General features: G+C 73.4%; 9 protein-coding genes and 1 tRNA gene. 6 read left to right on the forward strand and 4 right to left on the reverse strand.

Annotated elements, in window-relative coordinates; genetic code table 11:
* Positions 1-27: 27 nt before the first annotated feature.
* The 4 genes from VGN74_RS10390 (at position 28) to VGN74_RS10405 (ending at position 5,192) form a co-directional block, all read left to right on the forward strand.
* The gene (locus VGN74_RS10390) at positions 28-2,091 is read left to right on the forward strand and encodes a S9 family peptidase (RefSeq protein WP_327447877.1); all 2,064 of its coding nucleotides are present in this window, start codon (positions 28-30) and stop codon (positions 2,089-2,091) included.
* A 104-nt stretch (positions 2,092-2,195) separates the two neighbouring features.
* Positions 2,196-4,280, forward strand: a complete 2,085-nt coding sequence (locus VGN74_RS10395) for a S9 family peptidase (protein ID WP_327447879.1) — start codon at positions 2,196-2,198, stop codon at positions 4,278-4,280.
* Complete coding sequence (locus VGN74_RS10400) at positions 4,220-5,005, forward strand: hypothetical protein (RefSeq protein WP_327447881.1); 786 nt, start codon at positions 4,220-4,222, stop codon at positions 5,003-5,005. Before VGN74_RS10395 ends, VGN74_RS10400 begins: the two co-directional genes overlap by 61 nt.
* Positions 5,006-5,115: 110 nt before the next feature.
* A tRNA-Arg gene (locus VGN74_RS10405) sits at positions 5,116-5,192 on the forward strand.
* A 175-nt stretch (positions 5,193-5,367) separates the two neighbouring features.
* On the opposite strand, the gene VGN74_RS10410 is transcribed toward VGN74_RS10405, so the two are convergent.
* The 4 genes from VGN74_RS10410 to VGN74_RS10425 all read right to left on the reverse strand — a co-directional run bounded on the left by VGN74_RS10410 (position 5,368) and on the right by VGN74_RS10425 (position 10,809).
* The gene (locus VGN74_RS10410; protein ID WP_327447883.1) at positions 5,368-8,505 is read right to left on the reverse strand and encodes a DUF3857 domain-containing protein; all 3,138 of its coding nucleotides are present in this window, start codon (positions 8,503-8,505) and stop codon (positions 5,368-5,370) included.
* A gap of 100 nt (positions 8,506-8,605) precedes the next feature.
* The gene (locus VGN74_RS10415) at positions 8,606-9,397 is read right to left on the reverse strand and encodes a sulfite exporter TauE/SafE family protein (protein ID WP_327447885.1); all 792 of its coding nucleotides are present in this window, start codon (positions 9,395-9,397) and stop codon (positions 8,606-8,608) included.
* A gap of 22 nt (positions 9,398-9,419) precedes the next feature.
* Entirely contained in the window at positions 9,420-9,833 is a 414-nt protein-coding gene (locus VGN74_RS10420) for a TIGR01244 family sulfur transferase (protein ID WP_327447887.1), read from the reverse strand.
* A gap of 34 nt (positions 9,834-9,867) precedes the next feature.
* Entirely contained in the window at positions 9,868-10,809 is a 942-nt protein-coding gene (locus VGN74_RS10425; protein ID WP_327447889.1) for an MBL fold metallo-hydrolase, read from the reverse strand.
* 119 nt (positions 10,810-10,928) lie between these two features.
* Between VGN74_RS10425 and VGN74_RS10430 the strand changes: the two genes are divergently transcribed.
* Together VGN74_RS10430 and VGN74_RS10435 are read left to right on the forward strand one after the other, a co-directional pair.
* Positions 10,929-11,552 (forward strand): peroxiredoxin, encoded by a 624-nt coding sequence (locus tag VGN74_RS10430; protein WP_327447891.1) that lies wholly within the window; start codon positions 10,929-10,931, stop codon positions 11,550-11,552.
* Positions 11,552-11,968 (forward strand): metalloregulator ArsR/SmtB family transcription factor, encoded by a 417-nt coding sequence (locus VGN74_RS10435; protein ID WP_327447893.1) that lies wholly within the window; start codon positions 11,552-11,554, stop codon positions 11,966-11,968. Before VGN74_RS10430 ends, VGN74_RS10435 begins: the two co-directional genes overlap by 1 nt.
* Positions 11,969-11,980 lie beyond the last annotated feature (12 nt).

Here is an 11,980-nt window from a genome sequence, read left to right on the forward strand (position 1 = left end):
CTGACCCCGCACTGTGGAGCTTCAACCATGCGCGTCGCCCTCCTCGCCGCCCTCCTGCTCGGCGTCGCCGGGCCCGCCCTCGGCCAGGACGGCCCGCCCGCTGCGCCGGCCGCCGCGCCGACGGCGTCCGGGGGGCTGAGCCTCGAGCAGCTGGCCCTGATGGCGCGGGTCTCGGATCCGCAGTTGTCGCCCGACGGCCGGCGGGTGCTCTACCACGTGCGCACCACCGACTGGGCCGGCAACCGGGGCGTCGGCGAGCTGTGGCTGATCGACGGCGACAGCCCGCCCCGCCGCCTCGCCGCGTCCGACGGCGGCGCGGGCAACGGCCGCTGGAGCGCCGACGGCCGGGCCATCTATTTCCTCTCCGGCCGGGGCGGCTCCAGCCAGGTCTGGCGGACCGACGCCGAGGGCCAGGCGGCGACCCAGGTCACCACCTCGCCGGTCGATGTGGCGGGCTTCCGCGTCTCGCCGTCGGGGGACGCGCTGGTGCTGGTGCTGCCGGTGTTCATCGACTGCGCCGAGCTGGCCTGCACCCGCGACCGGCTGCGGGCGCGGGCGACGCGGACGGCGACGGTCGAGGCCTATGACCGGCTGCCGCTGCGCCCGTGGGACAGCTGGAACGACGGGCGACGCAATCATCTGTTCGTGCAGGCGCTCAACGGTTCGGGTCTGGCCGACGGGGCGCCGCGGGCCCTGACGCCGGGCCTCGACGCCGACGTGCCGTCGCGGCCCATGGGCGGCGAGGGCGAGTATGTGATCAGCCCGGACGGCCGCCATGTGGTGTTCTCGACCCGGACCCAGGGCCGCACCGAGGCCTTCACCAACAACAGCGACCTGCACCGGGTGGCGGTGGACGGCGGCGCGCCGGTCAACCTGACCCCGGGCAACAGCGCGCCGGACTTCGCCCCGGCCATCTCGCCCGACGGCCGTCGTCTGGCCTGGCTGGCGGGGCGGCGCGAGAACGTCGGCGGCGACCAGGCGGCGATCATGGTCGCCGAGGCCGACGGCTCCGGCGCGCGGGTGCTGGTCGGCGACTGGGACCGCGGCCCGGCCAGCCTGGCCTGGCGCTCCGACGGCCGCGCCCTCTACGCCACCGCCGCCGACAACGGCCAGCAGAAGCTGTTCCAGATCGACGCCCGCACCGGCCGGGTCGAGGCCCTGACGGATCGCGGCGCCGTGTCCGCCTTCGACGAGACCGGCGGCCGGCTGGTGATGGCCTGGGACGCGTCGGACCGGCCGACCCAGATCCTCGAGGACGGCCGGCCCCTGACCGACCACAACGCCGCCCTGCTGGCCGGGACCGCCCTGTCGACGCCAGAGCCCTTCACCTTCGCCGGCTGGAACGGAAACACGGTGCAGGGCTGGGTCTACAAGCCGGTGGGCTTCGTCGAGGGGCGCACCTATCCTGTCGCCCACCTGATCCACGGCGGGCCCAAGTCGCCCTGGACCGACGGCTGGGGCTATCGCTGGAACCCGCAGACCTACGCCGCCGCCGGCTTCGGCGTGGTGATGATCAACTTCCACGGCTCGCCCGGCTTCGGCCAGGCCTTCACCGACGCCATCAACGACCACTGGGGCGACCGGCCGCTGGAGGACCTGCAGAAGGGCTTTGAGGCGGCCCTCGCCGCCAACCCGTGGATGGACCGCGACCGGGCCTGCGCGCTCGGGGCCTCCTACGGCGGCTATATGGTCAACATGATCGCCGGGCGGGCCCACGAACCCTACCGTTGTCTGGTCAACCACGCCGGGGTGTTCGACGTCGGCATGCTGATGAACGCCATGGATATCGGCAACTTCATCTGGGAGTTCGGCGGCCCGTCGTGGGAGCGGGCCGGGCTCTATGCTGAGATGAGCCCCAACACCTATGTCGCCGCCTGGGAGACGCCGATGCTGGTGCTGCACGGCTCGCGCGACTTCCGTGTGCCGGTCGAGCAGGGTCTGGCCACCTTCTCGGCGCTGCAGCGCCAGGGCGTGCCCAGCCGCTTCGTCCATGTGCCGGACGAGAACCACTGGATCCTGAAGCCGCAGAACTGGGTCGCGTGGCAGCGCGAGATCCTCGACTGGACCGCGGCGCACACGGCGCCGCGCTGAGGGCGGCGAGGGCGGCGAGGGCGGTGGCAGGCGGTTCGCGCTTGGAGCGGGCGAGGTGACGATGATACCCGTTCGGCTCCCAGCGTCCGCTTCCGGAGACCGCCATGCGTCCCGTCCTCGTTGTCGCCAGTTTCGCCGCCGCTCTATTGGTCGCCGCCGCCCCGGTCGTGGCCCAGCCGGCCGCGCCGCAGCCCTTCACCTATGAGGATCTGATCCGGCTGAACCGGCTGTCGGACCCGCAGGTCTCGCCAGACGGCAGCCAGGTCGTCTACGCCGTGCGCGCCACCGATCTGGAGGCCAACCGCGGCGTCACCAGCCTGTTTCTCCAGCCGCTGGCCGGGGACGTCCCGGCGCGCCGGCTGACCATCTCCGACGGCGGCGCCTTCGCCGCGCGCTGGGGGCAGAACGGCCGGCTCTATTTCCTGTCGGGCCGCTCCGGCTCGACCCAGGTGTGGATGACCGACGCGGCCGGTGCCGAGGCGGTGCAGGTCACCGACCTGCCGCTGGGCGTCGAGACCTACCGCCTGAGCCCCGCCGGCGACCGGCTGGCGGTCAGCCTGGCGGTCGATCCGACCTGCCCGGACCTGGCCTGCGCCGCCGCGCGCGCCGCCGCGCCGCGGCCGGGCACGGGCCTGGCCTATGACCGACTGTTCGCGCGCCACTGGGACAGCTGGGGCGACGGCACGCGCAACCACGTCTTCACCCAGGCGCTGGGCGCCGACGGGCGGGCGACCGGGCCGGTGGCCTGGGTGACGCGCGGCTTCGACGGCGACACCCCGTCCAAGCCCTTCGGCGACGAGGGCGACTACACCTTCACCCGGGACGGACGGTCGATCATCTTCTCGGCGCGCGAGGCGGGCCGGAGCGAGGCCTGGAGCACCGACTTCGACCTCTACATCACCGCCGCGGACGCCCACGGGATCGGGACCTTCGAGAACCTGACCGAGGCCAATCCGGCCTGGGACGCCGGGCCGGTGATCTCGCCGGACGGCCGCACCCTGGCCTACCGCGCCATGGCCCGGCCGGGCTTCGAGGCGGACCGCTACGTCATCCATCTGCGCGACCTTCAGACCGGGGCGGTGCGGCCGCTGGCGGCGGACTGGGACCGCTCGCCGGACAGCCTGACCTGGAGCCCGGACGGGCGCACCCTCTACGCCACGGCCCAGGACGTCGGCTCGACCCGGCTGTTCGCCATCGACGTGCGCAGCGGCCGGGTCACGACGATGACCGGCCCGGGCCATGTGGCCTCGGTGCAGGCGACGCCGCGCGGCCTGCTGTACGCCCGCGACGCGCTGGACGCGCCGGCGGACCTGTATCTGCAGACCTACCGCGGGCGCGAGGCGCCGCGCCGGCTGACCGCGGTCAACGCCGGGGTGCTGGACCAGCGCGCCCTCGGCGACCATGAGCAGTTCAGCTTCGCCGGATGGAACGGCGGCACGGTGCACGGCTTCGTGGTCAAGCCGGCCGGCTACGTCGAGGGCCGCCGCTATCCCACCGTGTTCCTGATCCACGGCGGGCCGCAGGGCTCGTTCGGCGAGGCCTGGTCCTACCGCTGGAACGCCATGACCTACGCCGGCGCCGGCTATGCGGTGGTGATGATCGATTTCCACGGCTCGACCGGCTACGGCCAGGCCTTCACCGACGCCATCAGTGGCCACTGGGGCGACCGGCCGCTGGAGGACCTGCAGAAGGGCTGGGCCCATGTGCAGGCGACCTATGACTTCATCGACGGCGAGCGGGCCTGCGCCCTGGGCGCCTCCTACGGCGGCTACATGATCAACTGGATCGCCGGCAACTGGCCGGGGACCTTCGACTGCCTGGTCAACCACGCCGGCATCTTCGACACCTTCGGCATGGGCTACGCCACCGAGGAGCTGTGGTTCACCGAGTGGGAGAACGGCGGCGCGCCGTACGACGTCCCGCAGAACTACCAGCGCTTCAACCCGGCCAACCACGTCGCCAACTGGCGCGATCCGATGCTGGTGACCCAGGGCGACCTCGACTTCCGCGTGCCGACGACCCAGTCGATCGCCACCTTCAACGCCCTGCAGCGGCGCGGGATCGAGAGCCGGCTGGTGGTGTTCCCCGACGAGAACCACTGGATCCTCAAGCCGCGCAACAGCCTGCAGTGGCATGGCGAGGTGTTCGGCTGGCTGGACCGGCACATCGGCGCCGGGGCGGACCGCTGAGCCGGGAGGATCTCGACCGGCTGCGGACGGCGGCGACCGCGCGCGCGGCGCAGCTGGCGGCGCAGCTGGGTCGGCTGGCGCGGACGGGGGCGCAGCGCTGGCCGCTGGGCCGGCGCGGCACGATCGCGCTGGGCGCGGTCGCGGGCCTCGGCCTGCTCGGCCTCGGCGGGCTGCAGATCGCCGGCGCGGCGCTGGACGCCCGGGACCTGACCCCGCGCGGTCCGGGGGTGCAGATCGCCCTCGTCGACCCGCCGCCGCCGCCGCCGATCGAGGCCGGGCCGCGGCTGGAGGTGCTGGAGGGGGCGCCGGACGGCTTCGTCCCGCCGCCGCCGGCCCCGGCGGACCCGGGGCTGGACGGAGAGGGCGGCGACCCCCTGACGGGGCGCAAGCCGGGCGACGACGGCTGGACGGAGCCGGCGGCGCTCAAGCCCGCCTCCGGGCGCGCCGGGCCGCAGCCGGACCGCACCGCCGGCATCGACTGCGGCCGCGCCATGAGCCGGGCCGAGGCCATGGTCTGCGCCGACGCCCGCCTGTCCGCCGCCGACCGGCGGCTGCGCCGCACCCTGGCGCGGGTGCTGGAGGACGGCCGGGTCGACCGGCGCCGGGTGCTGGCCGACCAGGCCAGCTGGGAGTGGGCGCTGGACCGCGCCGCCCTCGACGGCCCCGGCGCGCTGGACCGGCTGTACCGCATCCGCCAGGAGGAGCTGGACGGGGCGCTGGACTGAGACCGCGGGCCGGGCGGCGCTCGCGCCCGATCCGGGCCGCCCGCGCGATCCGGGATTGAGGCGCCCGCCGCGATGCGCTAGGACCGCCGTCTTGCCGCCGCTGGCTGCAGGCACCCGTAGCTCAGATGGATAGAGCGTTGCCCTCCGAAGGCAAAGGTCACACGTTCGAGTCGTGTCGGGTGCGCCAGCGGGGGGAGACCGGCCCCGGCTGAGGCGAGGGGAGTCGAGGGGCGCGGCGCTGCGCCTGCCTGATCGACCCCGGGAGCCCCGAGACCATTGCTGCAGGTCGTCTTCGGTCGGGCAGGTTCAGGCTTGCCCGGCGGTCCACGCCACAGGCGGACCCGAAGTCGCCCGACGACGTTTCAAGCTCCGGCGGCCGCCGCCCGGGCCGCGCGCCAGGGTTCGAAGGGTTTTCCGGCTTCGTAGTCGAGAGCTTCGGCCCGGGCGATGTCGGCATCACCTGATGCGACCTGCCCCCGGGCGCGCCGGGCGAGGCCGCGGCCGTAAAGGGAGGTCGCCTGCAGCGGGGCGAGGACGAGAGCACGATCGTAGGCGGCCTCGGCCTCGGCGAGGCGATCGAGGTGCAGCAGGACCATGCCCAGGCTGTCGAGCAGGGGCGCGGAGTCCGGCTCGAGGGCCACCGCGGCTTCGCAAGCCTGAAGAGCCAGGGCGAGCTCCTCGCCGCGCCGGGCGAAAGCCCAGCAGAGGTTGTTGAGCTGCGCCGCCTCGCCGGTGATCCGGGGGAGGAGCCGGTCCGCGGTCGCGCGGGCGGCCTCGCCTTCATCGCGGGCGAGACGAAGTTCGAACTCGAGCCACAGAACCCGAGGGTCGTCCGGGGCCAGGGCGCGGAGGCGCTCCACCGCCACGGCCAGCGTGTCCCAGCGCTGCGTTTCCTCGGCGAGCGCGCCCCACAGAAGCAGACCTTCCAGCCCGGGGGGCGGGTCGTTCGTGCCGGACGGCGGCGCGAAATTGAGGCTTTCGAGCACCGCCAGCCCGGCCTCCCCCTCGCCGCTGCCCACCAGCAGCAGGGCCTCCAGCAGGGTGTGGCTCAGGTCCTCAGGGTCGAGCGCCCGCAAGCGGCGCGCATCAGCCAGCGCCGGTTCCCAGGCTTCCATCCGGAAATGGGCCCGCGCCCGCTGCGTCAGGACCCAGCGGTCCTCGGGCGCCTGGCGCAGGGACCGCGACAGCTCGACGACGACCTCCCGCCAGTCGCCGGCGCGCATGGCGAGAATGGCGCGGGCGTGGAAGCCTATGCGCTCGGCGGGGTCGAGAGTCTCGGCGCGCTCGAGGTCGGCCCGCGCCGCTTCCAGCTCACCTCTCCAGGCCCGCTGGACGGCGAGGTTGGCCCAGATGTTGGCGTTGTCGGGGAAGGCTTCGGCCGCGCGGGCCAGCACCTCGATCCCCCGATCGCTCTCGCCGGTGTTGATGAAGGCCAGGGCGCGTTCCACCCGCGCCGCGGCATCGAGCCCGTCCTCGCCGCCGGCGAAGGCCGCCTCCTCGTCGAGCGTCAGGGTATAGTCGGACGGGGCCTCGACGCGCACGGCCGACCGGTCCGCCCAGGTGTCATGGACGGCGCCCGCCGCCTCCGAATCTGCGGCCGGGATCTCCGCCGCCACGCTCATCAGCTCATTGTCCAGCGTGACCACGCCGTCCTGGAGGGTCGCACGCCGCTGAAGCCGCCAGCCGCCCGCGGTCTCGTCGACCTCGACCGCGCCTGCCAGCCGGAAGCCGGCCCCGCCGTCCGGAAGGACGAGTCGCACATGGTTGCGCTGGCGCTCGGGGTGGCCGATGCGCACCGGCACGGTCTCATAAGGGGGCTCGCGTGTCCCCCGGGAGATGGCCCAGCTCGCCCTGGGCAGCCGCAGGGTGGCGGGCGCGCCGAGCGACCAGTCCAGGGTGATCCGGCCGGTCACCGCCACAACGGCCTCGGCCGCCTCGGGCGCGTAGCGGAAGGTGGCGCTCTCGACCTCGAGCGCGGCCAGCTCCTGGGCCCAGAGCGCCCGGAGCGCGGGGTCAAGCTCGGCGGTCGGGAGCGTGCTCGCGGCGTCCGCCATGGCCACGGCCAACCCGCCCCGGAAAATCAGCTCGCCGGAGACCCGGGCCGGAACTCGCAGCCCGGCGCTGGCGTCGATGTCGATCCGCCGTTCGGTCAGGGCGAGGCCCAGCGCACCAGCCTCGGCGCGCAGCAGCTCGGCGCCGGCGGTCTCGAGCGGCAGGAACCACGGACCGGGGGGGTCGACGAGGCCGTCGAGGCGCCGGTCGCCGCGCCCGGTCGGATCGAGCCGCACGCGCTCGCCGTCGATCAGCGCCTCCACCAGAACGTGATCGAACCAGGCGATCGCCGGCAGGCCGAGGTCAAGGCCATCATTGCCGTTCAGGCTGGTCAGCAGCGGGCGGGCGGGAATGTCGAGGGCATCCAGAAGGGCGATCAGCAAGGCGGTCTTGGCCTTGCAGTCGCCGAGGCGCCGCCGCCAGGTCTCCTCGGCCCCTTGCGGAACCAGGCCGCCGTCGCCCATGGCGAGGGCGAGATAGCGCACCTCGTCCTGGGCCAGACGAAGCGCCGCCATGGCACGGCCGCGCGTCGTCGGCTCGGCCGCGCGGATGCGGTCCGCCTCGAGCGCGAGCGGCGATCCGGGGGTCAGCCGCGCCGCCTCCCCGTAGAGCGGCGCCATCAACCGGGAGATGTCCGCCCAGGAGGACCAGCCGCTCAGCTCCAGCAGATGACCGCGGAAGTAGCGCCCGGGCGCATCGGGCGGCAGCAGCCGCGGGGCGAGATCGCGCGCCTCGATCACCGCTCGCCGCGCGGTCCCTGCGCGGCTGAGCTCCAGCGGCAGATCCCCGCTGGCGCGGACCTGCAGCGGCAGATCGGTCGGCCAGGTCGCCTCGACGTGAACCCGGGAGACCGGGACCCCGCCGCCCAGCGGCATGACGATCTCCTCGCGCGCCCCCGGAAGCGCCGGCCGGAGCGTCAGGGTCAGGGCGACGTCCAGAACATCGCCGACCCGCAGGTCATCAGGCTGCAGCGTGGCCGTGAGGGCGCCCGTCAGCATGTCGCTCTCGAGCCCGGTCTCCCGCCGCAGGACCTCGAACGCCTGCTGCGCGAGCACATCGATGGTCTCCCCGTCACGCTCGATCGCCACCCTGTGCACCGTCAGGTCCTGCTGCGCCGGGTTCCAGCTGAAGGTCGCCATGCGGGCGGCGATCTGGACCCCTGAGGGGCCGAGGATGCGCAGGCGGGTCCGGCTGTAGGCATGAACGACCCCCGACTCGATCCGCATCTGCACATCGGTGAGGTCGAGGCTGACCACGCCGCTGGCCGGCTCCGCCGCCGCCTGTTCCGCCGGGCGGTCGGAGACCCAGGCCGGCGCCGGGGCCACACGCACCGCGGTCTGGGCAAGGGCCGGACCAGACCATGCGGCGGCGGCGAACAAGGCCAGGGCGAGGGCCAGCATCCCCCGGAGCGGACGCCCTTCCGTGCGGCTCATCGTCCTGTCGCCCATCTGCCGCTCCGTCCGTCCTGCCGCGCCGCTGCGCCGCGAAACATGACCCCATGCGCGAGGCGACACAACCCTGAGGCTGTTCCTGCCCCCCCCTGACCGCTCAGAGCACCCCGAGCGCGCCGGCGCTGCGGTAGAGCATGTACAGGGCGACGACGAAGATCAGCGTTGCGAAGACGGTGTTGAGGGCGCCCTTGCGTCCCGACAGCCGGCGGGCGAGGCGGGCGCCGGCGAGCCCTCCGAGGCCGCCGCCCACGAGGAAGGCGCCGGCCAGGGCCCAGTCGATCCAGCCGCTGAAGGCGTAGTTCAGCGCCGTGGTCAGGCCGAAGGCGGCGACGCCGACGAGGGAGGAGCCGACGGCCTGGTAGATGGGCATGCGGGTCGTGGCCATCAGGCCCGGCACGATCAGGAAGCCGCCGCCGATGCCGAAGAAGCCGGACAGGACGCCGGTGGCGACCCCGGCTCCGGCGACGCGGGGGGCGTTGGCGCGGGTCAGCCGGGCGTCCGGGTCGCCGGCTGCCGATCGGCTGCGCAGCATCAGCCCGCCGACGATCAGCATCAGCAGGGCGAACAGGGCGAGCAGCTTCTGCCCGTCGACGGCCTTGCCCAGCGTCGAGCCGGCGTAGGCGCCGATGACGCCGGCCAGGGCGAACAGGCCGGCGATGCGCCACTTCACAGCGCCTTGCCGGGCGTGGTTGATCAGACTGAGCGCGGCGTTGGCGGCGACGGCAAGGGCGCTGGTGCCGATCGCCATATGCGGTTCGCGCACGCCGACCAGATAGACCATCAGCGGCACGGCGAGGATCGACCCCCCGCCGCCCACCAGCCCGAGGCTGAAGCCGACGAGAGAGCCGGCGCCCGCGCCAAGGCCGTACTGGATCAGGGTCAGCGACATGGGCGGGGCGTGTCCCGAGGGCTCAGGCGGCGAGCCGCGGCCGTAGCGGCTCCAGGTCGTAGCCGGCCGCGCGCGCTGCGGTCAGAAGGGTGTCCGCCGGCGTCGTCGTCGCCCTCGAGAGGGCCCAGAGGGTCGTGGTGCGCATGCCGCTGCGACAGAAGCCCAGCACCGGCCCGGGCAGGGTTTCCAGCGCGTCGCGGAAGGCGGCGACGTCGTCGTCGGTGATGGCCCCGCCGCGCACGGGGAGGTGGCGGAAGGCGAGGCCGGCGCCGGCGGCGGCGCGGGCGACGTCCTCCGTGCGCGGCTGGCCGACCTCCTCGCCGTCGGGCCGGTTCGAGACGATGGCGCGATAGCCCAGGGCCGCCAGGGCCGGCACGTCGCCGGGCAGGATCTGGCCGGTGACGTCGAGCCCCGGCTCGAGTTTGCGAATGTCCATGGGAGGGGTTCCGACAGGCAGGGCGACGGGGCCCTCAGAGCTGGTTGATCGGCACTTTCATGTAGCTGACGCCATTGTCCTCGGGCGGGGGGAGGCGGCCGCCGTTCATGTTCACCTGGACCGACGGCAGCAGCAGGCGCGGCATCGACAGGCTGGCGTCGCGCCGGGCGCGCATGGCGACGAACTCCTCCTCGGAGACGCCGTCATGGACGTGGATGTTGCCGGCGCGCTCGGCGCCGATCGTCGTCTCCCAGGCGAACTCTGTCCGCTCCGGCGGGGCCTTGTAGTCGTGGCACAGGAAGACGCGGGCCTCGCCCGGCAGCTGCATCAGGCGACGGATCGAGCGGTACAGGGTGCGGGCGTCCCCGCCCGGGAAGTCGCAGCGCGCGGTGCCGTAGTCGGGCATGAACAGGGTGTCGCCGGGGAAGACCGCGTCGCCGATGACATAGGCGAGGCAGGCCGGGGTGTGGCCGGGCACATGCAGGACGGTGGCGTCCAGCGCGCCGATGGCGAAGCGGTCGCCGTCCCGGAACAGCCGGTCGAACTGGCTGCCGTCGCGGCGGAACTCCGTGCCTTCATTGAAGACCTTGCCGAAGACCTCCTGGACCCGGACGATCTCGCCGCCGATCGCCAGCTGGCCGCCCAGCTCGGTCTGCAGCAGGGGCGCGGCGGACAGGTGGTCCGCGTGGGCGTGGGTCTCCAGCAGCCACTGCACATCGAGGCCCTCGCGGCGCACGTAGTCGATCAGCGCGGCGGCGGAGTCGCTGCTGGTGCGGCCGGCGGCGGGATCGTAGTCGAGGACGCTGTCGACGATGGCGCAGGCCTTCGTCTGCGGGTCGTGGACGACGTGACTGGCGGTGAAGGTCGCCTCGTCGAAGAAGGTCTTCACCACCGGCCGGCGCGCCGGGTCGGCGAGGGCGCGGCGCACGACGTCGTCAGCGTGGGCGAGGGCGGGGTCGTGGGGCTCGACGGACATCATGAGGCTCCGGTAAGCGGGCACAATAAATATAACGTTTCATAATTCGCGCAAGTATGTATTTTGTTGTGGCGCGCGCGGCGGATGCGCCGTAGCGACGCCTGATGGACGCTCCCCGGATGACCGACACGACCCCGCCCCGGCCCCTGCGCATCAACGACCGGGCGCCCGACTTCGCGGCCCGCACCACCCTGGGCCAGAAGCGGCTCAGCGACTACCGCGGCCGCTGGCTGGTGCTGTTCTCGCACCCGGCCGACTTTACCCCGGTCTGCACCAGCGAATTCATCGGCCTGGCGCGGCGGCAGGCGGACTTCGAGGCCCTCGGCTGCGATCTGATGGCCCTGTCGGTCGACAGCCTGTACGCCCACCTGGCGTGGCTCAAGGACATTCACGACCGGTTCGGCGTGAAGGTGACCTTTCCGATCATCGAGGACCCCTCGATGGTCATCGGCCAGGCCTTCGGCATGATCGATCCGGCCTCGCCCGACAGCGCCACGGTGCGGGCCACCTTCGTCATCGATCCGACCGGCGTGATCCGGGCCATCAGCTGGTATCCGATGACGGTCGGCCGCTCGGTCGAGGAGCTGCTGCGGCTCGTGGAGGCGCTGCAGACCTCGGATCGCGAGGGGGCCTCGGCGCCGGCGGGCTGGACCCGGGGTCAGCCGCTGCTGGAGGCGGCCCCGGCCGATCTGGACGCGGCGCTGGAGGCTGGCGAGCTCTGGTACTACCGGGAGCGCCGCTGATGAGCGCCGTCGATCCTTCGGTGATGGATCAGCTCAAGGTCAAGGCCCCCCAGGCCGCCGATCTGCTGCGCCAGCTCGCCAACGCCAACCGGCTGATGATCCTGTGCCACATCTCGCAGGAGGAGCGCTCGGTCGGTCAGCTGGAGCAGGATCTGGGCATCCGGCAGCCGGGGCTGTCGCAGCAGCTCGCCGAGCTGCGCCAGTCCGGGCTGGTCAAGACGCGGCGCGAGTCGCGCTCGATCTACTATTCGATCGCGGACGAGCGGGCCGAGGCCGTGATGGCCATGCTCTACGAGATCTTCTGCCGCGACGCGGCGGGCGTCACCCGCCGCCTGCGCGAGGCGCCGCCGGCGGCCGCGGGCCCGGTCGTCCACGGCGACGCCGCGCGTTTCGCCCGGCTGATCCCGGAGGGCTGAAGCCTCTTCCCG

It is taken from the genome of Brevundimonas sp. (assembly GCF_035998205.1).
GTDB lineage: Bacteria > Pseudomonadota > Alphaproteobacteria > Caulobacterales > Caulobacteraceae > Brevundimonas.

What these genes read in the sequence shown, in the direction of transcription:
- VGN74_RS10390 (WP_327447877.1), top strand. Translation starts at nt 28, where the DNA reads ATGCGCGTCGCCCTCCTCGCCGCCCTCCTGCTCGGCGTCGCCGGGCCC.
- VGN74_RS10425 (WP_327447889.1), bottom strand. Translation starts at nt 10,809, where the DNA reads ATGTCCGTCGAGCCCCACGACCCCGCCCTCGCCCACGCTGACGACGTC.
- VGN74_RS10395 (WP_327447879.1), top strand. Translation starts at nt 2,196, where the DNA reads ATGCGTCCCGTCCTCGTTGTCGCCAGTTTCGCCGCCGCTCTATTGGTC.
- VGN74_RS10430 (WP_327447891.1), top strand. Translation starts at nt 10,929, where the DNA reads ATGACCGACACGACCCCGCCCCGGCCCCTGCGCATCAACGACCGGGCG.
- VGN74_RS10410 (WP_327447883.1), bottom strand. Translation starts at nt 8,505, where the DNA reads ATGGGCGACAGGACGATGAGCCGCACGGAAGGGCGTCCGCTCCGGGGG.
- VGN74_RS10420 (WP_327447887.1), bottom strand. Translation starts at nt 9,833, where the DNA reads ATGGACATTCGCAAACTCGAGCCGGGGCTCGACGTCACCGGCCAGATC.
- VGN74_RS10435 (WP_327447893.1), top strand. Translation starts at nt 11,552, where the DNA reads ATGAGCGCCGTCGATCCTTCGGTGATGGATCAGCTCAAGGTCAAGGCC.
- VGN74_RS10415 (WP_327447885.1), bottom strand. Translation starts at nt 9,397, where the DNA reads ATGTCGCTGACCCTGATCCAGTACGGCCTTGGCGCGGGCGCCGGCTCT.